We start from the raw sequence: 25,964 nt of genomic DNA, 5'->3' as shown, positions 1-25,964 counted from the left end.
CTAATACATGAATGACCGGTTAATACCGCGATTTACCTACTTTAAAATTTTCCAGTAATTTGGATAATTGTTTGGTCGAAAGAGACAATTGCGTAATGCTGTCTTTATTGGCTGCTGCTGAAACCAATGTATCTTTCGATATTTTGATAGCCATACGCACCGAATCGGCGGTTCTTTCCATCTTCGCATTTTCGCCGAATGCCTGTTGTGAAATCTGCACAAGTTGATTTTTTAAATTCGAAATGTGTTGTTCGTGCGTTTCAGTCCATTCTTCGACCGAAGCGAGCAGATTGGTCATTGCCGAAGAAGTTTCTGAAAGCCGATCCAATTGACCGGTATAATTCTTCGAGCTTTCCGTTAGTTTGACCATATGTTCGTGCGCAGTGCGGCTTTGAGCTTTCGATGTTTTGAAACACTCCGCCAAACGCTGACCGAACGTACGCACCTGATCCGCACGATGCCGGTCGTCATTAATCAGGTTATTAACCTCGGCGGCCAAAGAATCGACGCGTTTTGAAACGGTTTGCAACTGATCCGCAACATTTAAGAAACCTTTTCCATATTCCCCGGCTTTGGCTCCTTCCAGTGAAGCATTCAACGCCAGTACGTGTACGAGGTCGGAAATATCTTTCATCGTACGAATCGTCTCTTCCATCTGCTGGGCATTTGCTTCAACTTTTTGCGTCAGCCCGATCATATCCGTAATGACTTTCTCGCTGTCCACTACGGAACGGTCCCATGCTTCGGTTTCGCGCATCGTATCCTGCGCTACGACGCTGACGGACGTAAGGGAGGAGCGTGTTTCACGGATAGTTTTATAAGTTTCCTGAAGCGTCGCATCCATGTTTTGAATGGTCTGATGAATCTTTTCCTGGCTTCCGTTAATTTCGCCCAGTTTTTCAACTTCGCGTAACGACGTTACGACTCCTTGTGTATCGTTGGCCAGATGATCTAACATACCTTCGACTTGTTTTAACTCGTCTAACTGATCCTGCGTTTGCGAAACGAAACTTTCCACATTACCGGTCATCGCTCCGGAATGTTTCAGTGTGGATTCCGATGACACGAAAACTTGCTTCAGGTTATTTTCTAAATTTGACAGAAATTCGTTGAACTGTGTTGCGAGTTTTCCGATCTCGTTTTTTTGCTGCACGCGCAAACGCTGGCTCATGTCCAAGCCGATCTTATCCATGAAACGCGAAAACTCGTTGATCGGTCCTGACAGATCACGCCCGATAAAAATGGCGAGAATGATACCGAGTACAATCGATACGATCGTACCGATAATCATCGTACGGCTAACTGTAGCCGTGGTATCCATGGCTTTCTTGACAGCACTGCGGTTAATCTCGTGTGCGATAATGGCGATTTGCTGCAGATTTTTCGACGTCGCTTCTTCATGCATGCGAACTTGCGCCATCAGTTCTTCTTTCTCAGCGGTCAATTTCTGGATCTGGCTGAGAAAACGTGTCTCAAGTAACACACGGTGTTTGAACATGATCTGGCTGGAAAATCCTTCGTACCGTTCAAGATTTTTTTGAGCTTCAGCCAGTTGCTCGTTGAGTTTATCATTTTTGACGTGTTTTTTAGTCTGATCGATTTTAACCAAAATTTCCGTAAGTTTTTTGATCAACTCATCCCGGCGTTCGCCGATTTGTACAACAACGTCTTTATTATTTTCGCGATTATATTTTTCGAGCTCCGATGATGCTTTGAGTAATAAAGCGGCCGTTTCGCCGGCCTCACTTACGAGTTGATTAGAAACTTCATTCAGGAAACGAATATCCTCATTCACATCGGCAACAAATTCATTGGAAATAACGGTACTAAGCAGTAATAAGAGGAGGATGGACGTAAAGCCGAGCAGAATTTTAAGCTGTATGTTTAAATGGCTAAGCATGTCACGGTCTCCTAAACTTAGACGCGATGATGTTCTTCGAGCAGGGCGAGAATCGCTTCAAAATTAATTACCCAAAACGTTCCTTGCGGGTGATCGACGCGCGCTTCGATCCACTTCCGTTCCAATTTTAGCGCTTCAGACGCCGCCGGTTTGACCGCATCGGAAGACACTGCCACAAATCCGTCGATCTCTCCTACTACAAAACCCAATATACGATTTTGAATTTTAGTAATCAGAATCCGACGTTTGGAATTTTCCGATGGCGTTAAACCCAATTGCTTACGCAAATCAACGGTTGGAATCACTTTGCCGCGGATTTGAATGACGCCTTCGACGACCGGTGATGTATTCGGAACCTTGGTAATACCGGTATCGCGGCAGATTTCGCTCACGGCAAAAACGTCGGCGCCGAAAACTTCACCGTCAATATTAAATTTAACGAATTGCTTCATACAAATTCTGAATTTCAGGTTTGATAAGCTTTATTGCGAGGACTACGATTTAGGGTCGAAAAAATGTCCTCTCCAAGCTGCAAGGGATGGGACGAACTTAACGGTTGTAAAAATAGACAAAATAATTTCTTATTTCAATAGGTTATTGCATTTCTATCCCCGAATCCTCATATTTTTAAAAATCGTTTATTGACATTATTGGAGAGTGTTATGAATAAAGAGCAGAAGTTGTACTGTATCTTGATGGGTATTTTTTTAACAGCGCTTATCCTCGCAGAAATTACGGGCAGCAAACTTATTCAATGGCCGATTACGGAATCATTGATTTTTACTATGACGATGGGCGTCGTTCCTTTTCCTGTTACATTCATTGTTACCGATTTAATTAATGAATATTATGGAAAACCCGGCATTCGTTTTGTTACGATCATCGGTATGGTGATGATCGCTATCGCTTACGTGGCTCTTTTGATCGATATGTCGATTCCGGCGGCGCCGATTTCACCCGTAACCGACGAGATGTTCAACGGTGTCTTCGGTCAATCGAATCGCATTATCCTCGGCTCGATCACGGCTTATCTCATCGGACAATTAATTGACATCCAGATATTTCATTGGATTCGCAAACGCACGCATGAAAAACTTTTGTGGCTACGCGCAACCGGATCGACGTTTGTATCTCAGTTTATCGATTCATTTGTAGTTCTGTTTATTGCTTTTTCAGGAAAAATCGCATTTGATCAGATTGTAAATATCGGAATTACTAATTATATTTATAAGTTCGTGCTCGCGATCCTGCTTACGCCGTTGATCTATCTCGCGCACTTTCTGATCGACCGCTATTTGGGACGTGAAGCGAAAGAAATGATCCACCACGCCGAGGAGACGCCCTAATGCCGGAAATAATCTGCCGAGTAATCGATTGTCATGTATTTCGTCTCGAGGACGACGAACCGTTGTACTTACTTTTGAAGCGAGCCGGTCAAGTAATATACGCTGATTCGTGGCGCATGATCGGTGGAAAAATTGAAAACGGCGAAAAAGCGTATCAAACAGCTTTACGCGAACTCAAAGAAGAAACAGGATTAAAGCCCGTTCATTTTTGGACGGTGCCGTTCATCAATAGTTTTTATGAAGCTTCACACGACCGGATCAATATGATCCCGGTTTTTGCCGCCGAAGTAACATCTCAAGATATCAAACTGTCGCACGAACATTCGGATTATCAATGGATGACCTATGAAGAAGCGCTGGAAGCTTTGCCGTGGCCGGCACAAAAAGAGGGTTTGAAGATTGTACACGAATTTATTGTTTCCAAAAAAGAAGTCAGTAAATTTGTTAAAATTGAATTGTAGTATTTCATCCTGAGCGCGGAGAATCGAGATTCTATTTTTAATTTCCCACTCGTTTATCGGTAGCCATTCTCGGATCAAGCGCATCACGCAATCCGTCCCCAAGTACGTTAAAACAAATCACGGTCGATACAATAGCCAATCCCGGAAATGTCGCAATCCACCACGCTTGAATCAACGTATCACGCCCTTCATTGATAATATTTCCCCAGCTTGCGGCCGGCGGTTGTACGCCAAGTCCCAGAAAACTCAAACCCGCTTCGACTAAAATCAGTCCCCCGAGCCGCAGCGTTGCCGCAACGATCACGGGCGCCATCGCATTCGGCACCAAATGCCGGAAAATAATTCGCGTATGACTAAATCCCATCGCCTTTGCCGCGAGCACGAACTCATTTTCTTTCAATGAAAGAATTTGCCCGCGAATCAAACGCGACACGCCCATCCAACCTGTCAATCCCAAAACCAGAATAATCAGAAAAACCGAGTTGCCAAACAGCGCCATTACCAATAACACCAAAAATAAATTGGGAAACGATAGCATCAAATCGACGAAACGCATGAGTGCAGTATCGGTAAATTTTCCGAAATATCCCGCAACGGCGCCGATGGCAACGCCCAGCGTCACGGCTATGACAACCGCCAGCAATCCGATGATCAAAGAAATTCTAGAACCGTAAATTATCCGGCTTAACAAATCCCTTCCGTATCGATCCGATCCGAGTACATACAAACGTTTTCCTGCAAACTCCGATTCATCATACGAAATTAATTCAGAGATATTGATTTGCTTGTTCTGAATGCCTTGTTTGTAAAACACCGCTTGCTGGTTAATATGGTATTGATCGACATAAATTGCCCGTTCGTTTCGGTTCAACAATCGATAGTTTGCCCGGATCAATCGATTGACAGCCTGCACTACTACCCCATCGCCCTGCCGAAACGGTAAGTCAATTTTGTCTGGTGCTTTCAATTTAAGATAAGGAATCGTTTGTAGTGGACGAGCGTAACGCGTCACGATAATATCTTGCTGGAAATCAGGATCGTACGGCGCAACCATCGGACACAACAGAATCATTGTATACAATCCGATCACGATAACGCCGGCAATTCTGGCAACGTAATTATTCTGCAGTATGTGCAACCGATTCTTATGTTCTGATTTGCGAAAGTGAAAGCCAATACCGCTGATGAGCATTACCACCAATGTTACAGCCGCTAGCCAATGTTCAATCACGCCGCCGTTAAAAATTTTTTGTAATTCCGACAGATTCCCAAAAACAAGAAAGAAAGACAAAAGCAACGATATCCACGATTCGATAAATTGATCGATTCTAATCAGGATAATCGTACAGGCGATTATGGTTATGATTGATGCTGTGGAATAAAAACGAAATGATCGTAAAGAATAGTTCACGGCTTTTGGTTGAATAATTTCATCCATTCATCGATTTCTTTCGATGAAAGATTCGGGTTGGATTTTCCGCCTATTTCTTCATTGACGGTTGAATGGCTTTTAGCCTGCTCGAGTCGCGATTGAAAATTTTCTGCACTCACTACACCGCATCCGCTGTTTTTGGCGTACCACATCACTTCCTTGTCCGAACTTACTACAGTCACCATGTTGCGATGTTTAAGCGTATCAACCAGGCCCTTGATAAAATCATCGGCGTTATTCGGACGATCCGAATAATATACTTTAATTCCATACGTTTTTTGCTGCGATAATTTTTGGCCGTCGAATACAACCGATATCTCCACCGATGTACGTACACGAAAGTTAGATAATTGCAACAACAGACCTTGACGCGCACTTTCTAAACTTGTGACCAACAATGACCGATAGCGCTCTATTCTATGGATCATGTTGTAGCCGTCAATGATATATTGTTGTTTTGTACTCATTATTTATCAATAGGTAATTAGCTGATTCAACTATACTTAACAGTGTATCTTCTGACATAACAGTGTCAGAATGGCAGTTTTTACGGTTAATTTAAATTTTTATTGCATTCGCATATTATTTTTATTATATTTACGCGATTTTAGAAAATTCTTCAAATAATTCAAATATAGAGGCTCTATGAAATTATCGGATTTTAAATTTAAATTACCCGAAAAATACATTGCGCAATATCCAGTCGATCCTCGGGATAATGCAAAATTAATGGTAGTTAACCGCCGCGACGGGAGCCTTCTAGATAAAAAATTTAAAGACATTACGGAATACATTACTAAGAACGATTGTTTAGTTGTCAATGAAACGCGCGTTTTTCCGGCTCGTCTGATGGCGCGTAAAGAAAAAACCAACGCCAAAGTTGAAGTTTTTTTATTGCGCGAACTTGAAAATAATTTATGGGAAGTTCTGGTGAAACCGGCCCGCAAAGTTCGCATCGGCAACCGGCTTGTCGTCGACGGCGTTTTTTGCGATGTGATCGACAATACAGTTTCCGGTGGACGCGTCGTACGTTTCGTATACAACGGCGACTTCCATAAATTTATCGACAAGATCGGACAATGCCCGCTTCCTCCGTATATCAAACGTCACGCGGAAGAAAGCGACAAGATCGATTATCAAACCGTTTTCGCCCGCGTTCGTGGATCAGTCGCGGCACCCACGGCCGGACTCCATTTCACTAAAGAATTATTGACCAAACTGAAACGTAAAGGCGTCAAAATCGTTCCATTGGTTCTGCATGTCGGGCTCGGCACATTCCGCAAAGTAGCCGTCGAAGACCTCGGCCGTCATAAAATGGATTCCGAATATTTTGAAATTCCTGAAATCACGGCGCGTGCGATCAATCAAACCAAAGACGCCGGAGGAAAAGTCATCGCCGTCGGTTCGACGGTCGTTCGCAGTATTGAAAGCGCCGTTACGGCGCTCAATCGCGTCAAGCCGCACCGCGGTTGGACAGATCGTTTCATCTATCCTCCGTATGAATTTAAAATTGTCGACAAACTCGTCACGAATTTTCATTTACCGGAGTCAACCTTACTGATGCTGGCTTGTGCATTCGCTTCCGACAAAGAAGTTGTCTTCAAAGCATACAAAAAAGCCATCAAAGACAATTACCGCTTTTATAGTTATGGCGACGCAATGTTGATCCAGTAAAAATTATCTTAATTTATTTGCAGGCTGTTCAAAAAAATTTGGACAGCCTTTTTTTATTTTCCGCCGGCTACAAAAACATAGAGCGATCCGAAGATCGCTCTATTCAATTTCAAACCAATTTTCATCAATTAATTAATTCTTGTTTTCAACGGGCGCTTTAGCGACGGTAATGGTTGCGGCTTTGGTATCCACTGCAGTCCCATCGGAAACTTTGAAAGTAACGGTGTATTTACCGGCTTGTCCAACCTTAGGCGTCCATGCAAAATTGCCATCAGCCGAAAGCGTTGCACCGGCAGGGGCGCCGCTCATGGTAAACGTCAGTTTATTGTCTTTATCTTCATCAGAAGCCGACAATTTGAAACTCAGTTCTTTGTTTTCCTCTACGTCTTGATTGGAAACCGCGTCCAACTTAGGCAGACGATTCACATTAGTGACCTTAATGCTGATCGATTTGGAATCTTCCAAACCGTCGGCATCTTTAACTTTAATAGTCAGTTTATAATCGCCGGCCTGATCGTATGTCGGCGTCCATGAGAATTTACCGTCGCTGCCAAACGTCGCACCGTCCGGAACGCCATCAGCAGAGAATGTTAATTTACCGGCATCTTCTTTATCAGGATCAGTGGCGGTCGCGGTAAAGGCGACAGCTTTGCTTTCGGTCGTCGTTTGGTTAGTCACCAAACCCAAAGCCGGTTTGCGATTGACGTTATTAACCTTGACGGTAACGCTCTTGGATTCGTTCAATCCAGCAGCATCATTGACGGTTAATTTAACCGTATACTCACCGGCCTGGTCATACGTCGGCGTCCATGAGAAGGATCGTGTTTGAGCATTGAATACGGCACCTTGCGGCAAACCATCTGCACGCACGACCAAACGACCCTGATCTTCTTTGTCAGGATCGGATACTTCAACGGTAAACGTGACGGCTTTGGATTCATCCGTCGTTTGATTGGACGGCTGCGTCATTACCGGCGGACGATTGATATGGTTAACTTTGATTTCCTGATTTTTGGTTTCCAATAATCCGCCAGCGTCAGTCACTGTAATCTTAACGAGGTACGTCCCTGATTGATCGTATGTCGGCGTCCACGAAATCGTCCGGCTGTTTTCATCAAACGTTGCGCCTTGCGGCAACCCTTCCGCTTTATAAGTCAACTTACCGGCATCTTCTTTGTCAAGATCTTCGGCCGCTCCGATTGTTACAGTGAACGCTTTATTTTCATCGCCGGTTGTCGAAGCGAGTACCGGTAACTTCGGCGCACGATTGACATTATTTACGGTAAGCGTTGCTGTTTTCGAATCGGTCAATTTTTCAAAATCCGTTACTTTGAAAGTAACGGTATATGAACCCGACTGTTCGAATGTCGGCGTCCATGAGAAACGGTGCGTATTGACGTCGAACGTTGCACCGGACGGAAGATTTTCTGCAGCATATGTTAGCTTACCGGCGTCTTCTTTATCAGGATCGGAGGCCGTAATGGCAAAACTCAATAGCTTAGTCTCGTCAACTGTTTGTGCCGGAATGTCGGTCATCACTGGAGGACGGTTGACATGGTTGATCGTAATTTTGAACGAAACAACAGCCGTCAAACCCAGCACGTCTTTGACCGTCACTTTAATGCCATCATAAACGCCGGATTGATCATACGTCGGCAACCACGTGATCGTACGCGTTTGCGGATCAAACTTCGCGCCTTGAGGAAGATTCTCTGCCGAGTAAGTCAACTTGCCAATATCTTCCTTATCTAAATCTTGTCCTTCAGGAATGACCACGGTGAAGTCTTTGTTTTCGTCTCCAGTTTGCGCTTGGACAGCTGCAATCGTCGGCGGACGGTTGATATTTTTCACTGCAATGTTTACTGCAATTTCATCCGTAGCTCCTGCCGGATCGGAAATTTTGAAAGACGCCGTATGATCGCCTGACTGGTCGAATGTCGGTTTCCATGAAAATGTTTTGGTCGCTTCGTCGAACGTCGCGCCTTCAGGTAATGCAACCGATTTGACCGTGAGCTTGCCGTTGTCTTCCACATCCGGGTCATCGCCGGTGACTTTATACGTCAACGGCTTGTCTTCATCCACCTGTTGAGCAACAATGCTGGCCAGGAAAGGCGCACGGTTCACGTGGTTGACCGTGATGGAAGTAAACACCGTATCCGTCAAACCTTCAAAATCTTTGACGATGAAATATAAACCGTCATATTGGCCGGACTGTTCGTAGGTGGGCGTCCATGAAAATGTCTGCGTCGATTTATCAAACGCCGCTCCCGGAGGAAGATTGAATCCGAGATAGTCTAATTTTCCAACATCTTCTTTATCGGGATCGGACGCTTGAATTTGAAAATTCAGAGGTAAGTTTTCATCAACGGTAACCGAATTTTTCAAATCAGCAAATACCGGTGGACGATTAATATTCACGACCGTAATCACCGATTGTTTTGTTTCCGTCGCACCGGCTCCATCGGTGACGACAAAGTTCAGCGTATAACTCCCGGACTGATCGTACAACGGAATCCAATTAAACGTCAGCTTGGCAGGATCGAATTGCGCACCGGTCGGAGGATTCGTCAAAGCAACTTTCAATTTACCGTCATCTTCAACATCGGGATCGGTTGGCGCATTGATCGTAAACGCCAGGGGTTTATTTTCATCTACTGTATAATTGCCCGTTACCGGTAAGGATGGAGGACGATTGGTATTCGTCACCGTAATGGACATCGTATCGCGTGAAAATAATTTGGTCTGTGTATTTTCCGTAACTGTAAATACGATGCCTTCGTATTTACCTGATTGCTCGAAACTCGGCGTCCATGTGAATGTCGTATCTTTCGGATCGAACACAGCGCCTTCCGGAATAAAATTACCCGAGAACGTTATGGGATTGCCATCGGGATCCATACCGCGAACTTTAAATTTGAGCGTTTGATTTTCGGCAATAGTTTTATCACCAACTTTATAGATGATTGGTGGTTTATTGTGAATCAACACCAACACGGAGGACAGATCGGCAACCAACATGAAAATATCTTGTTTGGACACTTTAAATGCCTGACCGGGTGTGTCAAAACGCGCATCGAATAAAGGTTTGGCCGGATTAGTCACGTCGATCGCCCGAATACCGGCGTCATCAATAGCAATGTATGCATAGTTACCGATTTTAACGACATCGTTGGCATGACCCGGCAGATCAACCTTGGCAACTTGCCGTATTTTTTCGGGATTAACTACATCCAGTATCAGCAAACCGCCCGGACCGTCGGCTACGTACGCATAGTTGTCATCAGCATAAACGCCTACGGCAAATTGAGTCAAATATTTTTTGATTTCTTTCGGAGTGGCCGGAACGGAAATATCAAGGATATGGATCCCCGATTTACGATCTGCAACATACAACCGTCCGGACGACGTCACAAAAACTTTTCGGGCGTAATCCCATTCTTTTTCGTAGCGAAGCGATCCAACTTCTTTCGGGGCAAGTGGATCGGTAACATCAATGACAAGCAGCCCTGCCAAGCCTGCTGCAACATAGGCATAGTTGCCGACGATCTCGACATCCCACGCCTCGCCTTTAGTAGCAAGTTCTGCAACTTTTTTCGGTTTGCGCGGATTAGAAACGTCGTAGACCAGAAATCCCGCAAGGTTATCGGCCATATAAATGTAATTGCCTTTTTTGGCCAAGCCGTAATTCTGTCCGGCCGATGGCGTACGGCTAATAACTTTAGGCGCATTGAAATTGGAAATATCAATGATTTGTAATCCACTGAACTTATTAGCAACATATAATAAGTTATTTTCATACACCATATCCAGCGCTCCGTCGTCCGACGTGCCCGCGCGGGCTACATATTCAAACGCACCTCTTGGATTGGCCTGTGACCAAACAATGCTGGTACCGCCGATTAACAGCAATACCAAACCCAGGCAACCATTTCTAACGAGTATCCGCAAGGAGGGGAACAATGGAAGGTTCTTGAAATCCATAATGATCTCTCCGGTAAACGATTATATGAAAATGAGTCTTTTCAGGAAAAGGGGTTATAAACAACGGCACGAATATACATACCGCCGAATATAAATGCAAGATAAACCCAAGTTTTCACGCAGCATTATTTAATTCTTTTGCATGTGAACAACGCGCTGAGGAAAAGGAATTTCTATACCGGCTTTGACAAACTCGTCATGAATTTTGATCCGGATCTGGTCAGACACTTCAAACGCTTCCTTATAATGACTGGCTCGCGCCACTACAATCATATTTAAAGCCGAATCTCCGAATCCAACAAGATAAGCTTTCGGCGCCGGATCGGTCAATATGACTGGGAAAGATGCACATGTTCCTTCCATAATTTTTTTTGCTTTTTCAATATCGGATCCGTAGGCAATTCCGATTTCAATCTTTACTCGCATCGCAGCTTCCGGATATGAAAAATTAATAATATCGCCTTTGATAATTTGTGCATTAGGAATAGTAACAATATTGTTATCGAAATCGAGAATTTTTGTGCTGCGTAGTCCGACTTGAATAACGTCGCCGACCTGTTGCGTTGCCGTCACCCGAATCCGGTCGCCCACACGAAACGGCCGATCCACCATGATAACAAACCCTGCGATCATATTGGCCAACGTTTCCTGCGCCGCAAACGCCACGGCAAACGACCCAACACCAAGCGACACGACCAGTGCCTTAATATCAATATGAAAATGATCCAGGCAAATGATCCCCGCTATGGAATATAAAAGAAGATTGCTGACGCGTTTAACAAGAGGAACAATTTCGTCGTCAACGGGTGAATCGGTACGAACGGCAATCGACGTCACATACCATTCCATCACAACGCGATTGATATTGGAAATCAAAACTGATATCAGAAAAACAACTATAACAAAAAAAATCCCATCGGCATAATGTGTCCACGTTCCCTGATATACGTCGTCAAGCCAATCCGTTGCAATATAAAATCCCCACACCACGATAATTCTTTGCACCGACCGTCGTGACACATCCAGAATTTTATCATCCAGATCGGTTTTGGTGCGCGATGTTATGATTTTGTGAGTAAGATAAAATAATACATGCACCAATTGGGCCAGCACAAATCCACACACAACCACCAACAGCGATGATACGATAACGCGGTAATGTTCGTCCGGAAACCACATTTCGAGCCGTTCCATTTTTCAACCCCCGTTGTGCTTTAAATCTTCCGGCCCGAACGCGTGAGGAAAAAGTTCCTGAGGTTTGAATATTTCATAAACGGATTGAAGATTGGCACAAACAATCTCCGCTTTGGGCGCGAATTCAGAAATGATTTGCCGGCATGAACCGCAAGGATAACACACGGTCGGCGTATTCGCTACGACCACCACGTATTTAAACATCGTTTCACCTTCCGAAAGCGCTTTGAAAAGTGCAACTCGTTCCGCGCAAATCGTCAGGCCATACGTACTGTTTTCAATATTACAGCCTGTAAAAATTTTTCCTGAATCCGTTACGATCAGTGATCCAACTTCGAAGTGCGAGTACGGCGCAATAGCAAATTTACGCGCAGCTATAGCTTGTTTGATCAAATTCTGGATATCCACGCATTGCCTACATTTAAATGATCAGGATCATTACAGGAAAGTCATTTGAGAGGGACATGTCAATGTATTAACACGAAAAAAAAATTGCAAGAGTATTATATAAAAATAATACTCTTGCTCTCTTTTAAATTCCCGGATGCAAAGTTTGTTATTGAATAGACTGATGCTAATCCGTAGATTCATGCAAGCTTCATGCACCCACTAATTTTCATATGAACGCTTTCCTATCCATTCTTGAAAAACAGCGTGTCTATTTCGATTCCGGAGCGACGCGGTCGTACGAATTTCGCCGGGAACGAATAGAACATTTGTTGTCCGTTATCGAAAAGCATGAACACGATATCATGCACGCTTTGAAAAAGGATTTGAACAAGCCGGACTTTGAAGGTTTTCTCAGTGAAATCGGTTTTATCTACGATGAGATTGAGCATTGTTTGAAACATCTCCATCAATGGATGAAGCCGAAACGTGTACACACCCCGTTGATTTATTTTCCATCCAGCAGTTATATTCACGACGAACCGTTGGGACAAGTGTTGATCGTCGGCGCGTGGAATTATCCTTTTCAATTGGTGCTGGCTCCGCTCATCGGCGCTTTGGCGGCAGGTAACTGCATCGTTCTCAAGCCTTCTGAATTATCCCCGGCTACGGATACGATCATTGAAAAGATCATAACGGAGGCTTTTTCACCCGAACATGTTGCGGTTATTCAAGGCGATGGACGTGTGGTCGTTCCGCAATTGGTGGATCAGTATCGTTTCGATCATATTTTTTATACCGGTGGCATTGCAGGCGGCCGTTTCGTCGCCGAAGCCGCGGCTAAGACTTTGACGCCGGTAACGCTTGAACTCGGCGGTAAAAGCCCCTGCATCGTCGACGATGATTGCAATATCGACGTAGCTGCACGGCGGATTTTTTGGGGTAAATTTTTTAACGCGGGCCAGACTTGTATTGCACCGGATTATGTATTAGTGCACCAAATCGTTAAAGACCGGTTGATCGGCAAAATGCGCCAGTATACGGCGGAATTTTTTGGCGCCGATGCTTCTGAAAGCGGTAATTATACAAACATTATCAATTCGCGGCATTTCGATCGCCTTATGAAGTTGATCGAAGGTTCCGATCTCATCATCGGAGGACAATCCAACCGGGAAAAATTATTTATTGCACCGACGATCATTTCAGCGAAACCCGACAGCGCCGTCATGGCCGACGAGATATTCGGCCCGATCCTTCCGATATTGACGTATGAACATCTCGACGAAGCTATTACCATCATTCGCCAGAAACCGTGGCCGTTATCGTTGTATCTTTTTACCAATGATCATCACACTGAAGAAAAAATATTGAGCAGCATCGTCTTCGGCAACGGCTGCATAAACGACACGCTCGTACATTTTGTCAATTCGCACCTTCCTTTCGGCGGCGTCGGACTCAGCGGCATGGGTACATACCATGGCCGGTATTCGTTTGAAACGTTTTCACGCAAGCGAAGCCTGATGCGCACACCGGTCTGGCCCGATATCCCGATCCGGTACCCGCCTTATAAAAACAAACTCAGCCTCATCAAAAAACTTTTTTATTCTTAGCCTGAATGAATTCCGTTTCATCCGGGCTTGTCGCCCGTCGCAACATTATCGATACGATCGATGCCGGATTATCTTTTTATCGGCAAGAATACCAATCGCTTGTTGCTCTGCTTTTATGGCTGTTCCTGCCGGTATACGGTTTCAAATTTCTGTTGTATAAAATCGGCGCGATCGATATTGAACATATCTTCAACACCTTCAACTTTTTCGAAACTTCTTCGTACACTTTCACGAATATTTTGATGTTGCTTCTGGATCAATGCATCAATTGGTTTTCAGGAGGTTTGATCTGTCAATTTATGCTGGAAAGAACGCATGAACAAAACATATCGCCATGGCGCGTCGTAAAAAAAACCTGCGCATCAATCCGTCCACTGTTTTGGATTTCATTTTTGAGTACAATTTTAATAGCTACAGGTTTGGTTTTATGTTTTATTCCCGGCGTTTGGCTTTTCCTACAATTACTGTTCACTACGCCGTTAATTCTCATGGAAGGTTGCAAAACCATGACTCAGGTCTGGCAACGTTCGCAAAAATTAATGCGGCTGGAATGGGGTCGCGCGATAGGATTGGTCGCGATTACATGGTTGTTGCTGGGAATTCTCGGATTTTCGCTGACGTATTTATTTGCGGGAATTTATTCCATCATTCTTGAGCAAATTGCATGGATAGGAGGGCTTATGCCGGATTTTGACGTGTTAAAACTAACCGGAGGAGCCATCGTGTCCGTGCTGCTTTTACCCATGCAAATGATTTTTGTTACATTATTTTATTTTGATATCCGCTCGCGTAAAGAAGGATTCGATTTACAAGTGTTGATTGATCAGCTTTAAAAAGTATTTCACTTACGAATATCATCATTAAAACATTTCCAGATGCGTTTTTGGATTTTCCTAATAGCAGCTTTTTTTGTTTTCGGTTTTTCTTCGCCTGAAACAGACGAAAATTCCGAAATTTCATATCAATCGCTGCTCGCCGACATAAAAAACAACCTGGAAATGCTGACAGAAATTTCCGACGCTGATCAAAATGAATTGGCAATCAAACATATTCAATCGCTGACGATTCCCGCGTCCTGCACGATCGATGTGCCATACGTTTTTGATGTCGATGAAGATGCGGCGAATTATCAGAGCGTTACGTTGAACAATGCCTGGCTCATTCGTGATGTCAATTTCATGAACGAACGAAATTACGATGCCAGCTCCGTTTCGATCGTTTTGGAACGCGTAACGCGCGCTTTGGAATTTATTGAAGCGCTGTCTCATCATACATTGATACAAGATTCTACCGATTACCGCTCACGGGCTGAAGAAATTCTTTCTCGAAAGGAATACCAGAATAACAAAGGAAAAAATTTACTTTCCGAAGCTTTAGATTGGCTGCTGCAAAAAATCATTGATGCTCTGAAAAATCTTTTCAAGGATTTTAAATGGCCTGAACCTGCGGAGCGTACACCGATTGATTTTAAAAGTATTGGTCAGATCATGTTATATATCGTTTACGCGGCTGGAGCGGTTTTGCTGATTCTTTTAATCCGGCAGTGGATACGCTATTGGCAGCGACGGCAGCAGGAAACCGCCGACCTTCAAAAAGACTTTTCGCACATTTTAAATCCAGGCGAATCGACCGAGCCTGACGAACATTTACTCTTAGCCGATCGTTTCGCATCCGAAGATAATTATCGTAAAGCCGTGCGGCATATCTGGCTATCGCTGATCTTATATCTCGATAAATACGAATACGTCCGTTACAGAAAATTTCACACGAATGAAGAGTATCTGAAATGGATACTGGAACAACCGTCGTTAGCTCAACGCGAATCGATTTATAATACGATGCGCCATGTCGCTTCAATATTTGACCGAAAATGGTACGGCTTAAGCGAAACCACTGAATCGGATTTTGAGTTATGTAAACGCTATCACGCGATTGTCATGCAATCTTTGCCGCAGGAATTGGCTGAAGTATGAATACATCCGGTAAAAACATCCTGATCATCACCCTGATCGCGAGCGTAGGTGTAATTTTTATTACACTTTTATCGGATCAGTCCAATTCAAAAGACGCGGCTTTCATTTATTCCTCATACAACACCAAATCCAACGGCACGCATGCGCTTTTTACGCTGCTTGGCGAATCGGGTTTTTCACCGGCTCGGTTACGGAAAGATTTTCGCGCGAAAGAACTTTCAGGCCAACACAATATTATTATCTGCATTGCTCCGATTGATACAATCGGAATTGTCGAAATGGATTCACTGAGCAGTCGCGTCTCGAATGGCTCGACGGCTATATTTTTTTACAGTCGTTCTATTGCAAAGCTTCTGAGAAGTCTTGGAATTCAGTACGGCGATTTTTACGGATCGGACCGGCTGACACTTCAACAGCCTGCTGCTCACAATATATTTATCGACTCACTCAAAGTTCCGAGTGCAGATTCTTCAGAAATTATATTAGCGCGTTTTTATTCAGATTCAGCTTCGTACACCGTTTTATACGCCAATGATAGTTCCGATGGTATTATTGAAGTTCCTCACGGCGAAGGTTCGTTCATTTTTTTTCACTCGCCGGATTATGTTTCGAATGCTCATCTGGCCGAAGGTCGTCAGGCCGATGCGCTTATTCGTATGATTACGTTTACGACGTCGGGCGATTATCGGTTGTTTGACCGGGTTTATTTCGATGAGTATCACCAGGGATTCCGCGAATATCAGTCATTAATTCAATGGTTTGACGAATGGCCGGTCAAACTTGGAATTTTGATGGCTAGTCTTGCGGTGATCGTTTGGGCGTATTCGGGTGCGAAACGGTTCGGGCGGCCAGTTCCGGTGCGCGTGCAGCCGGTACGTTCATCGAAAGCGCACGTAGAATCCGTCATGCGCGTTTACCAACGTGCACGGGCCAACCGGCTCATTCTGAAAATATGGCGGCAGTGGTTGATGCAGTTCCTTTATGATCGCTATAAAACCGGATCGGAAACGAAGCTTGCACAGATGCTAGCCAATCGTTATAATCTCAACAACGAAGCCATACTCAAACTTTTTCGCGAAACCGATCAGAAAATACGGGACGCGGAAATTTCAGCCACGAAAGAACCGGTTCAAAAGCGCAAGGTGTCAATAGACGACGGCGATCTCATCAGGTTGTGTCGGCACATCGATACGATTTATTTTCTTCATCAACAACGAATTCATGTAACTTCGGAGAAATCCCGTAATGGAAAACCCCAATAACATAACGCAAACCGTCGCCGATAAACTGCGCTCGGAAATTCAGAAAGTGATCGTCGGACAATCGTACGTGATCGATCACGCGATGATTGCCTTGTTCAGCGGCGGCCATGTCTTGCTTGAAGGCGTTCCCGGCACAGCCAAAACGTTGCTGGTAAAAACGATGGCGCTGGCAATGACCGGCGATTTTAAACGCATTCAATTTACACCGGATCTTATGCCGTCGGATGTCGTCGGAACGAATGTTTTTGATGCCAAATCCTCTTCTTTCGTACTGAAAAAAGGCCCAATTTTCACCAACCTTGCGTTGATCGACGAAGTCAACCGGGCACCGGCCAAAACACAAGCCGCGTTACTGGAAGTGATGGAAGAACGCCAAGTTACGATCGATGGCATGCGATATCCGTTGTCCGAACCGTTTATCGTTTTTGCCACGCAGAATCCGATCGAATATGAGGGAACCTACGTGCTGCCCGAAGCACAGCTCGATCGATTTATGTTTAAAATCCTGATCGACTACCCTGCCGCCGAAGAAGAAAATCAGATTTTGAGAAACTACCATCATGGTTTTACAACGCGCGACCTTTCCAGCGCTCATGTCAATAGCGTCGTTACGCCGGCCGACATCGAACGATGCCGTGCCGAAATTCAAAGTGTTAAAATCGAAGAAAGCGTGATCGATTACATCACCCAAATTGTACGTAAAACCCGGGATTATCCCAGCATACTTGTTGGCGCCAGCCCGCGAGCCGCTGTATCCTTACTTCTTGCCGCCAAAGCCCGTACGGCCATGCGTGGCGTTGACTACGTCAACCCCGACGATATTAAATTTATCGCACGTCCAGTACTGCGACACCGTATCATGTTGCAGCCGGAGATGGAACTGGAAGGTATTCGCGCCGACGAAGTCATCGGAGAAATTCTCAATATCGTTCCGGTGCCGCGATGAAGCAGACATCCTCTGTTGCGTGTTCATCCCTTCGACTCCGCTCAGGGATCGAACTGCTGCTTGTATTCATTTTAACAACACACGGGTATTCTCAAAAATTCATCAGTATTACTATCGATGATCCGCAGACGGAATCCACACCTTTGCTGTCGTGGAAAGAACGAAATGATGGCATTTTAAACTCCCTTCAAATGAACGGATTGAAAGCTGTTTTATTTGTGTGTGGCAAACGTGTGGATAACGATGACGGACGCAAACTCCTGGAATCATGGGATCACAACGATCATCGAATCGCCAATCATTCTTATTCTCATTTTTATTTTCATTCAAGCAAACAGACGTTGCAATCTTTTCAAAATGATTTTTTGAAAGGCGATTCAATCATTCAATCGTACCGCAATTATACCAAACTTTTTCGATTCCCCTATTTGAAAGAAGGCAATTCGATTGAGAAGCGCGACGGTCTCAGAAATTTTCTGCACGAACAGAATTACAAAAACGGTTATGTTACGATTGATGCCTCCGATTGGTATGTCGATCAGAGTTTACGCGACACGTTGAGTAAAAACCCCAACGTGGATTTAACCGGTTACAAAGAATTTTACATCCAACATATTTTGGATCGGGCACGCTATTACGACAATCTTGCTCGTGAATATTTCAAGCGTCCCATCCGTCACACGCTTTTACTTCACCACAATCTTCTCAATGCGCTTTTTCTTGACGCGTTGATTCAACGTCTTAAACAAAACGGATGGACATTCATTGATGCCGACAGCGCGTACACCGATTCTGTTTACTCGCTGAATCCGGATATTATTCCGGCCGGAGAAAGTTTGGTGTGGGCTGTTGCAAAAAATAAAGGCGCGTCTGATTTACGCTATCCCGGAGAAGACGGTGAATACGAGAAAGAAAAATTAGACGGCTTTTTATTGAAATTTGACGCCGCATGGCGCGATACTGTAACCGGAATGAGTTTTCAAAAGATCGAGCCGGGTGAATTTGCGATGGGACTGCAAGGCGATTCAATTGCTCCCTTGCATTCCGTACGGATCACAAAACCTTTTTTTGTCAGCCGCTATGAAATCACGCAAGGACAATGGAAAACGATCATGGGTAAAAACCCAAGTCAATTTAAAGACGGCGGTGATAATTGTCCGGTTGAAAACGTCAATTGGTTTGAAATAAAAACATTCATCGAAAAACTTAATGCCAAAACCGGGCTAAAATTTCGTTTGCCGACTGAAGCCGAGTGGGAATACGTTTGCCGAGCCGGAACATCGACCGCGTTTAATACCGGAGATTTTCTGTCGACAGATCAGTCAAATTATGACGGTAATTGGCCGTACGAAAATTCAGCCAAAGGAATCTTTCGTGGCCGGCCCCAGCCGGTTGGAAGTTTTGCACCGAACGCCTGGAACATTTACGACATGCACGGCAACGTGTGGGAATGGTGCGAAGATGACTTTTGTTCTTATTCCAATGCCATGGAAACGGATCCTTTGCATATCTGCAGCGCTGGTAAAAAAATCATCCGTGGCGGCAGTTGGTATTTCGGCGCGGCGATCGCCCGAAGCGGACGCCGTTACACGCACGAACCGCAAGACCGCGGACCGAGCTTGGGTTTCCGGCTTGTCAGAGAAATTACACCTTAAGGAGTCCGATGATACGAGCCTACGCCGCTTTCGACAAAAAAACAGAACTGAAGCCGTTTGAATTTGCACTCCCACCGCTCACGGATATGGATGTGGCTATTGCCGTAAAATATTGCGCGTTGTGTCACAGCGATATTCACCTGATCGACGGCGACTGGAGTATTGCAAAATATCCGCTCGTACCCGGGCATGAAATTATCGGACAAATCGCTCAGGCAGGAAAAAATGTTACCGGCTTTTCGGAAGGCCAATGGGTCGGCGTGGGATGGCAATCCGGTTCGTGCGGCCATTGCGCGCAATGTACACACGGTATGGAACATCTCTGCGCCACCGGAAAAAAAAGAACCTGCGTCAACGGTTTCGGAGGTTTGTCAGAAAAAGTTATTATCGATCACCGGTTCGTATATGCAATCCCTGATCGTTTCGACATGATTTCTGCTGCGCCGCTGATGTGCGCAGGATTGACAGTGTTTTCGCCATTGGAAAGATTATTGAAGCCGGACGCGAAACGTGTCGGCGTCATCGGCATCGGCGGGCTTGGCCACCTCGCCGTGCAAATGGCCAAAGCCATGGGCGCAGAAGTTTATGCCTTCGATAGCGTTTCCGAAAAAGCAAAATTAGCCGAAGCGCTCGGCGCCATCCCCGTTCACGATCCGAAATCCACACCGCCGATGAATTTGATTTTATCGACGTCTTCAGCGCAACTCGACTGGAATTTCTGGATGGAACGTCTCGACTTTAACGGCGTCTTTTGTATGATCGGTTATCCGCCGGGTGATGTTGCCGTCGCCAATGACCATTTATTGGACGGACAAAAATCCATTACCGGCAGCGTGATCGGAAGTCCGGCGACGATGCGGCGGATGTTACAATTTTGTTTGCAACACTCCATCCGGCCGCATATCGAAACGATGCCTTTTTCACGTGTAAACGAAGCGCTCGATAGAGTTCGTGCAGGAAAAGTCAATTTCAGAATGGTTCTTGAAAACGATTGGAAATGAGAATCATCCCGCAAGGCGATTATAATTCGAACGTTTTTCGGTGTGATTATTTCCGTCGAAAGTTAAAATTGTTTCTTCGTTATTGATGACCGTTGTAACATTCACAGGACGTTTCCATATTTTATAAACACTTTCCATCGTCGCGCGGGCTTCGTCGATTTTCAATTCAATGCTCTCATATTTGTGCTGCAAAAGCAATTCGGCGCGATTCTCAAAGTTGCCGTCCACAACAGACAAATACGGTAATCCGTGATGCGTGAGTTGAAATAATAATTTTTGTTTTACTTTTTTAAACTCACGGTCGGCAATTTCATATTGATCCGTACTGGAATTGAATTCGAACGTAAACAGTTTCATCCGCTCGCAAAATTCCGGCGTAAGAAATTCATCCAGAAACATGACGTCGTTATATAATTTCCTGACTTCGAAAATTTTCTTTCGCCCAAGGCCAAGATTTTTATCCCATCGCTGCAATTCGACTAAATCGGTACATTCATCATACTCGCGACCGAATTTACCCTTGTTCCACCGATCTTCGATATCGCGCAATAGCTCGATGCCTAATTTGTAAGGATTCAGCCGCCCGCCCGACGTCGCCAGCACACCCGCGCAATGATCGGCGTAATCGATGATTTCGTGATCGTGCGCGGCGCGTTCCGTCATGATCTTGCTGTGCCAATAACTTGCCCAGCCCTCGTTCATAATTTTCGTCATGCCTTGAGGCGCAAAATAATACGCCTCTTCACGGACGATCGACAAAATATCGCGCTGCCAGTTGGTCAGTGGCGCGTACTCGATCAGAAATGCCAGGATATCTTTCTCAGGCTGTTCCGGAAAATTCTTTTTCTTTTCCTGCTCCTCAGTCAACTTCTTCAACTGTTCAGCAATAAACTCCTTCGGATTGATAAAATCATCCATATAATCTTTGCTTTTCAGTTTCTTGACCGTCAAAGGTTCATCCGCCGGCATTTCGTTGGGTTCCTGTAAATCGCGGCTGCGCTGAATGTACGGTGAATGCGAATCGATGAGGTTTTCGATCGGCAGACAGATGTCGATAAAACTTTCGACTTCTTCGAGACCGTAACGCTCGATATAACGGCGGACGCGCGTCGCATGATTCGCCATTTCGTCCATCATTTTGCGGTTCGTGTGCGCGAACCAATAATTATTTTTGAAAAAATCATTATGGCCGTAGACGTGCGCCATCACGATTTTCTGATCGACGTAGCCATTGGATTCCAGCAGGTAGGCGTAACACGGATCGTTGTTGATCACCATTTCGTAAATTTTTTGCAGACCCCATTCGTAACCTTTGGCCAATTGCTCGTATTCCATGCCGAATCGCCAGTGAGGATATCGCGTTGGAAATCCGCCGTACGCCGCGACCATATTGATCTCGTCGTAGTCGAGCACTTCAAAAATCTGGGTAAAAAAATCGAGACCGTAACCGCGCGCATAGCCCTCGATCTCCTCCTGCAATAATTTCAGATCATCGGGTAATTCACGCATGCTGATGCCTTTGGGATGAATGAGTGGTGATTAAAGGAAATTAACCAACTTTGCGTGGAATGGCAAGCTTTTACAATGAACAATTAGTAATGAATAATGAGGAATGTTTTTTGTTTTGCTGTACATTCTGTGGCTATTTCAAGAGCTCAATCATTTTCTTTACTTCATTCGTCGGCGTCTTACAAGCAAAATCCTCACACACATAGACTGTGGCTTTTGAATTGATCATCGTGTACGATTTTGTGAATGGCGTGATGGCGAACAATTCGTCTGAATTTGTTTTCCTCAGTAAAACAACCTTGTTGGGTAAAAATAATTCATTCAGCGCGCGGATCATTTTTTGCGTGTCCTCCGCATCCGGATCGCCGACGATGACGATTTCTTTAGACGGCAAAAAATCGTGAGCAATCAGAAACTGTGCATGGGCCATCGGAACGTGACCGATATTGCGGGCAAACGCACGGCCTATGTGTGAACTTTTTTCGGCGAGCGATAAGTCGCCGGTCAGACGGCTCAGGCGAATCAGATTCAAGGCCGCGACGGAATTGCCCGACGGAACCGCGCCGTCATATATTTCTTTCAGGCGCGTGATCAGAGTTTCGCCGTCGTCAGGTGTAAAATATAATCCGCCGTTTTCTTCATCCCAGAAATGTTCGAGAAACATCGTGTTTAATTCCACCGCCGATCGGAGATATTTTTCTTCGAATGTCGCTTCGTAAATTTCAATCAAACCCCAGATCATCATGGCGTAATCGTCGGCACAAGCGGGCAAACCGGCTTCGCCTTGTCGCCAGCGCTTAAACAAACGTCCGTTTTGATCGCGCATATTGTGCAGAATAAAATCAGCGGCATTTTTGGCCATGGCGGCGTAATCAGGATTATCGAAAACGGCCGCGCCTTTGGCGAATGCTGCGATCATCAGCCCATTCCAATCCGTCAGAATTTTGTCGTCTTTGAAAGGATGCACGCGGCGCTCTCGTACGTCAAAAAGTTTCCGGCGAACGGATTCAAGTTTTGTATTGAACTCATTTTCACTGCAGCCTGATTGAAAAGCCAACACGTCCAAATCTTTGGTGATGTGCAGAATATTGGTTCCGGTTTGTTCGTGAGAAGCTTCGTCGTGATAATTTCCGTCGGACGTTACGTTGAAAATCTCTTCGGCCAATTTCAATTCATTGTCATCCAGAATTTGCTTCAGTTCATCACGGGTCCAGACGTAAAATTTCCCTTCCACGCCTTCACTGTCGGCGTCTTCGGCGGAATAAAATCCTCCTTCGGGGTACCGCAAGTCGCGTAGCACATACGTAAAAATTTCCTCCGCTGTTTTTTTATAGAAATCGTTGCGCGTGGCCTGATACGCTTCGACGTACGCTATTGCCAGCATCGCTTGATCGTACAGCATCTTTTCAAAATGCGGGACGAGCCATTTCGCGTCGGTAGAATAGCGATGAAATCCAAAACCGATGTGATCGTACATTCCGCCATGACGCATCGCTTTCAAAGTTTTTTCCACCATCGTTAGTGCTTCCGACTTTTCGGAACGCCGCCAATATCGCAACAGAAATGACAAGTTATGCGGCGTTGGAAATTTCGGCGCGTTGCCGAATCCGCCGTGGTGCGTATCGAATTGCTGCGAAAATTGATCGAAAGCGGTATCGAAAACGCTTTCATCAAGATTTTCATCGGACGTTTCCGACGGCATATTTCTCAGCAATTGCGTGATCTGATCGGCCGAACTGACGACGTCGTCGCGCCTTTCTTTCCAAGCTTTGGAAAGCGCCGGCAGCAACTCCATCATGCCCGAACGCCCGTACTTCGAATGTTTCGAAAAATACGTTCCGGCAAAAAACGGTTTTTTATCAGGCGTAAGAATCACCGTCATCGGCCATCCGCCGTGACCCGTCAAAGCCTGCGTGACCGCCATGTAAATCTGATCGATATCCGGACGTTCTTCGCGATCGACTTTGATACACACAAAATGCGTATTCAGGAGTTCAGCCACCGCATCGTCTTCAAACGATTCATGTTCCATCACGTGACACCAATGGCACGTGGAGTAACCTATCGATAGAAAAATGGGTTTATCTTCTATGCGCGCTTTTTCAAAGGCCGCTTCGCTCCACGGAAACCAGTCGACGGGATTTCGCGCATGTTGAAGCAGGTAAGGACTTTGTTCGAAAATCAGCCGGTTAAATTCCGTTCCGCCGTCGGGCGGCAATTGTTTGATGATGTCAATAGGTGGTAAATTCACAGTGGCCTTTTTTAATTAACGGCGAATTTCACGCCGGCGGTCAATTGCGTATCACGCGACTGCCATCGGGCATTGGATTTATCGATGTCTTTTAAACCGGCTGAAAAACGAAGTTGAGCAAAGTACGTAACGCGCGTGTCACGGGTGTATTGCAAGCCGAATCCGCCGTCGAGCGAAAGTTCAATCGATTCCGTCACATCGGCTAGATCAATGTTTTCACGGCGATCCGGCAATCGAATAGCGGCGCGTGAATGTAATAAAAAACCTATCTTTGGTCCAACGAATGCAAACGGTCGAAAGCCTTCATGCCGGTAAGCGGTTCGGACCAAAATTGGAATTTCGATGTAATTAAATTGCCAATGAATAGTGCTGCCGGCGGAATCGAAATCCATTCCTTTTTGGATATAATGACATTCAATCTGGAAACTAACGAAGGAAGTTTGCGGAACAATCTCAAGTAAACCTCCGGCAATCCATCCTGTGCGCGTTGAGGTTTTGACATTTTGGGACTGCGATGCGCTGGCAAAATTCAGTCCACCGTGAAAACCTGCATTGTATCGCGTTTGTCCCCAAACGGATGAAATAAACAAAAACACCATGCACACGGTCGTACGCATAATTTTCAGGCAATGCTAAGGATGAATGGGATGTGACCAAAATCAGGTTAGGAAAAAACGAAATGGAAAACAACGGTTATATTACGCGCTGGCAAGCATTTCTTCATATTCGCGTCTTGAGCGCGGAACCATCGATTCCTGAACGGATGGGCAAATGCGGTGATACAAGTGACAGGATTGCAGCAATGATAACAACATCACATTACTTTCGTCGGGAGCTTTTGTTTTTTCGATGACGGATTGCAGTTCATGTTGAATGTTATCACGTACCGTTTTTCCACCAAGTGAGTAACGATTATAAGGAACAACACCGAACAGTAATTTTTCTTCTCTTTGCAACACCCCTTTGCGGTTCAGGTTTTGCAAAAGCCGTTCTTTGATTTTCAATTTTGAAAATTTTTCCAGCAATGTACTCACCCAAAGATTCATCGTTTGGTTGGTTCTTTTTTTGAGGAGGGATTTTAAGACGTCATCGAGCAATTCATCGCCGCAAGAAGTAGTTTCGATCAACGTAATACGCTGCGAGGCATCGATATGTATCTTCCCGCGTAACGCCAGTTCCATCACCAACGCTCCGGCTATTGACACGGACAACACAGCCCACGAAACGGAAAAGTGAACTTCTTTTTGATCGTCAAGCGATAATAGGAATAATTTTTCGGGTAAGCTGAGCATAATATCGGAAGTTAATGACCCTTTTACGTCGGCTGGGTTTTAAAAGTTGCCCCTAACAGGTAATTTCTGAAATATTTTTTGAGATTGCAA

At 45.0% G+C, this 25,964-nt stretch carries 21 protein-coding genes; 10 read left to right on the top strand and 11 right to left on the bottom strand.

The features are described 5' to 3' along the window. Positions 1–19: 19 nt before the first annotated feature. Both K1X84_03720 and K1X84_03715 read right to left on the bottom strand, forming a co-directional pair. Positions 20–1,900: a methyl-accepting chemotaxis protein gene (locus tag K1X84_03720; protein ID MBX7150724.1), complete on the bottom strand. Its 1,881-nt coding sequence runs from the start codon at positions 1,898–1,900 to the stop codon at positions 20–22. A 17-nt stretch (positions 1,901–1,917) separates the two neighbouring features. After that, positions 1,918–2,352 (bottom strand): chemotaxis protein CheW, encoded by a 435-nt coding sequence (locus tag K1X84_03715; GenBank protein MBX7150723.1) that lies wholly within the window; start codon positions 2,350–2,352, stop codon positions 1,918–1,920. Between the two features lie 210 nt (positions 2,353–2,562). Here K1X84_03715 and K1X84_03710 point away from each other — a divergent pair, with 210 nt between their 5' ends. Continuing rightward, positions 2,563–3,246, top strand: coding sequence for a queuosine precursor transporter (locus K1X84_03710; protein ID MBX7150722.1), 684 nt, complete (start codon positions 2,563–2,565; stop codon positions 3,244–3,246). Continuing rightward, on the top strand, positions 3,246–3,707 hold the full coding sequence (locus K1X84_03705; GenBank protein MBX7150721.1) for an NUDIX domain-containing protein: 462 nt from the start codon (positions 3,246–3,248) through the stop codon (positions 3,705–3,707). The genes K1X84_03710 and K1X84_03705 overlap by 1 nt, the downstream gene beginning before the upstream one ends. A gap of 37 nt (positions 3,708–3,744) precedes the next feature. Here the strand turns inward: K1X84_03705 and K1X84_03700 are convergent, their stop codons facing one another. Then, on the bottom strand, positions 3,745–5,145 hold the full coding sequence (locus K1X84_03700; GenBank protein ID MBX7150720.1) for an ABC transporter permease: 1,401 nt from the start codon (positions 5,143–5,145) through the stop codon (positions 3,745–3,747). Further along, the gene (locus K1X84_03695) at positions 5,115–5,606 is read right to left on the bottom strand and encodes an NYN domain-containing protein (protein MBX7150719.1); all 492 of its coding nucleotides are present in this window, start codon (positions 5,604–5,606) and stop codon (positions 5,115–5,117) included. Before K1X84_03695 ends, K1X84_03700 begins: the two co-directional genes overlap by 31 nt. Before the next feature lie 178 nt (positions 5,607–5,784). Here K1X84_03695 and queA point away from each other — a divergent pair, with 178 nt between their 5' ends. Next, a complete protein-coding gene (queA, locus tag K1X84_03690; protein MBX7150718.1) occupies positions 5,785–6,813 on the top strand; it encodes a tRNA preQ1(34) S-adenosylmethionine ribosyltransferase-isomerase QueA in 1,029 nt (342 codons plus the stop codon). 132 nt (positions 6,814–6,945) lie between these two features. Here queA and K1X84_03685 read toward each other — a convergent pair whose 3' ends face one another. The 3 genes from K1X84_03685 to K1X84_03675 form a co-directional block, all read right to left on the bottom strand. Then, the gene (locus K1X84_03685) at positions 6,946–10,794 is read right to left on the bottom strand and encodes a putative Ig domain-containing protein (protein MBX7150717.1); all 3,849 of its coding nucleotides are present in this window, start codon (positions 10,792–10,794) and stop codon (positions 6,946–6,948) included. A gap of 129 nt (positions 10,795–10,923) precedes the next feature. Continuing rightward, positions 10,924–11,988, bottom strand: a complete 1,065-nt coding sequence (locus tag K1X84_03680) for a mechanosensitive ion channel family protein (GenBank protein MBX7150716.1) — start codon at positions 11,986–11,988, stop codon at positions 10,924–10,926. 3 nt (positions 11,989–11,991) lie between these two features. Then, positions 11,992–12,396, bottom strand: coding sequence for a cytidine deaminase (locus K1X84_03675; GenBank protein ID MBX7150715.1), 405 nt, complete (start codon positions 12,394–12,396; stop codon positions 11,992–11,994). Positions 12,397–12,608: 212 nt separating this feature from the next. Between K1X84_03675 and K1X84_03670 the strand changes: the two genes are divergently transcribed. The 7 genes from K1X84_03670 to K1X84_03640 are packed head-to-tail and all read left to right on the top strand — an operon-like array spanning position 12,609 to position 20,822. Then, positions 12,609–13,985 carry an aldehyde dehydrogenase gene (locus K1X84_03670; GenBank protein ID MBX7150714.1) on the top strand — a complete coding sequence of 459 codons (1,377 nt, stop codon included), beginning with the start codon at positions 12,609–12,611 and terminating at the stop codon, positions 13,983–13,985. A 5-nt stretch (positions 13,986–13,990) separates the two neighbouring features. After that, positions 13,991–14,818: a hypothetical protein gene (locus K1X84_03665; protein ID MBX7150713.1), complete on the top strand. Its 828-nt coding sequence runs from the start codon at positions 13,991–13,993 to the stop codon at positions 14,816–14,818. Positions 14,819–14,860: 42 nt separating this feature from the next. Beyond that, positions 14,861–15,958, top strand: coding sequence for a hypothetical protein (locus K1X84_03660; GenBank protein MBX7150712.1), 1,098 nt, complete (start codon positions 14,861–14,863; stop codon positions 15,956–15,958). After that, positions 15,955–17,220: a hypothetical protein gene (locus K1X84_03655; protein ID MBX7150711.1), complete on the top strand. Its 1,266-nt coding sequence runs from the start codon at positions 15,955–15,957 to the stop codon at positions 17,218–17,220. Before K1X84_03660 ends, K1X84_03655 begins: the two co-directional genes overlap by 4 nt. Further along, positions 17,204–18,166: a MoxR family ATPase gene (locus K1X84_03650; protein MBX7150710.1), complete on the top strand. Its 963-nt coding sequence runs from the start codon at positions 17,204–17,206 to the stop codon at positions 18,164–18,166. Before K1X84_03655 ends, K1X84_03650 begins: the two co-directional genes overlap by 17 nt. Further along, a complete protein-coding gene (locus K1X84_03645; GenBank protein MBX7150709.1) occupies positions 18,163–19,821 on the top strand; it encodes an SUMF1/EgtB/PvdO family nonheme iron enzyme in 1,659 nt (552 codons plus the stop codon). Before K1X84_03650 ends, K1X84_03645 begins: the two co-directional genes overlap by 4 nt. An 8-nt stretch (positions 19,822–19,829) precedes the next feature. Next, entirely contained in the window at positions 19,830–20,822 is a 993-nt protein-coding gene (locus tag K1X84_03640) for an NAD(P)-dependent alcohol dehydrogenase (protein MBX7150708.1), read from the top strand. Positions 20,823–20,825: 3 nt separating this feature from the next. Here the strand turns inward: K1X84_03640 and K1X84_03635 are convergent, their stop codons facing one another. The 4 genes from K1X84_03635 to K1X84_03620 form a co-directional block, all read right to left on the bottom strand. Beyond that, positions 20,826–22,331, bottom strand: a complete 1,506-nt coding sequence (locus K1X84_03635; protein ID MBX7150707.1) for a SpoVR family protein — start codon at positions 22,329–22,331, stop codon at positions 20,826–20,828. Positions 22,332–22,464: 133 nt separating this feature from the next. After that, positions 22,465–24,549: a thioredoxin domain-containing protein gene (locus tag K1X84_03630; GenBank protein MBX7150706.1), complete on the bottom strand. Its 2,085-nt coding sequence runs from the start codon at positions 24,547–24,549 to the stop codon at positions 22,465–22,467. Between the two features lie 44 nt (positions 24,550–24,593). Beyond that, on the bottom strand, positions 24,594–25,199 hold the full coding sequence (locus K1X84_03625; GenBank protein ID MBX7150705.1) for a PorT family protein: 606 nt from the start codon (positions 25,197–25,199) through the stop codon (positions 24,594–24,596). 81 nt (positions 25,200–25,280) lie between these two features. Next, on the bottom strand, positions 25,281–25,874 hold the full coding sequence (locus K1X84_03620; GenBank protein ID MBX7150704.1) for a GPP34 family phosphoprotein: 594 nt from the start codon (positions 25,872–25,874) through the stop codon (positions 25,281–25,283). Between the last annotated feature and the right edge of the window lie 90 nt (positions 25,875–25,964).

It is taken from the genome of bacterium, assembly GCA_019695335.1.
Lineage (GTDB): Bacteria > CLD3 > CLD3 > SB21 > SB21 > JABWBZ01.
This window is presented reverse-complemented; position numbering and strand designations above follow the sequence as displayed.

What these genes read in the sequence shown, in the direction of transcription:
- K1X84_03720 (MBX7150724.1), bottom strand. Translation starts at nt 1,900, where the DNA reads ATGCTTAGCCATTTAAACATACAGCTTAAAATTCTGCTCGGCTTTACG.
- K1X84_03715 (MBX7150723.1), bottom strand. Translation starts at nt 2,352, where the DNA reads ATGAAGCAATTCGTTAAATTTAATATTGACGGTGAAGTTTTCGGCGCC.
- K1X84_03710 (MBX7150722.1), top strand. Translation starts at nt 2,563, where the DNA reads ATGAATAAAGAGCAGAAGTTGTACTGTATCTTGATGGGTATTTTTTTA.
- K1X84_03705 (MBX7150721.1), top strand. Translation starts at nt 3,246, where the DNA reads ATGCCGGAAATAATCTGCCGAGTAATCGATTGTCATGTATTTCGTCTC.
- K1X84_03700 (MBX7150720.1), bottom strand. Translation starts at nt 5,145, where the DNA reads ATGGATGAAATTATTCAACCAAAAGCCGTGAACTATTCTTTACGATCA.
- K1X84_03695 (MBX7150719.1), bottom strand. Translation starts at nt 5,606, where the DNA reads ATGAGTACAAAACAACAATATATCATTGACGGCTACAACATGATCCAT.
- queA (MBX7150718.1), top strand. Translation starts at nt 5,785, where the DNA reads ATGAAATTATCGGATTTTAAATTTAAATTACCCGAAAAATACATTGCG.
- K1X84_03685 (MBX7150717.1), bottom strand. Translation starts at nt 10,794, where the DNA reads ATGGATTTCAAGAACCTTCCATTGTTCCCCTCCTTGCGGATACTCGTT.
- K1X84_03680 (MBX7150716.1), bottom strand. Translation starts at nt 11,988, where the DNA reads ATGGAACGGCTCGAAATGTGGTTTCCGGACGAACATTACCGCGTTATC.
- K1X84_03670 (MBX7150714.1), top strand. Translation starts at nt 12,609, where the DNA reads ATGAACGCTTTCCTATCCATTCTTGAAAAACAGCGTGTCTATTTCGAT.
- K1X84_03665 (MBX7150713.1), top strand. Translation starts at nt 13,991, where the DNA reads ATGAATTCCGTTTCATCCGGGCTTGTCGCCCGTCGCAACATTATCGAT.
- K1X84_03660 (MBX7150712.1), top strand. Translation starts at nt 14,861, where the DNA reads ATGCGTTTTTGGATTTTCCTAATAGCAGCTTTTTTTGTTTTCGGTTTT.
- K1X84_03655 (MBX7150711.1), top strand. Translation starts at nt 15,955, where the DNA reads ATGAATACATCCGGTAAAAACATCCTGATCATCACCCTGATCGCGAGC.
- K1X84_03650 (MBX7150710.1), top strand. Translation starts at nt 17,204, where the DNA reads ATGGAAAACCCCAATAACATAACGCAAACCGTCGCCGATAAACTGCGC.
- K1X84_03645 (MBX7150709.1), top strand. Translation starts at nt 18,163, where the DNA reads ATGAAGCAGACATCCTCTGTTGCGTGTTCATCCCTTCGACTCCGCTCA.
- K1X84_03640 (MBX7150708.1), top strand. Translation starts at nt 19,830, where the DNA reads ATGATACGAGCCTACGCCGCTTTCGACAAAAAAACAGAACTGAAGCCG.
- K1X84_03635 (MBX7150707.1), bottom strand. Translation starts at nt 22,331, where the DNA reads ATGCGTGAATTACCCGATGATCTGAAATTATTGCAGGAGGAGATCGAG.
- K1X84_03625 (MBX7150705.1), bottom strand. Translation starts at nt 25,199, where the DNA reads ATGCGTACGACCGTGTGCATGGTGTTTTTGTTTATTTCATCCGTTTGG.
- K1X84_03620 (MBX7150704.1), bottom strand. Translation starts at nt 25,874, where the DNA reads ATGCTCAGCTTACCCGAAAAATTATTCCTATTATCGCTTGACGATCAA.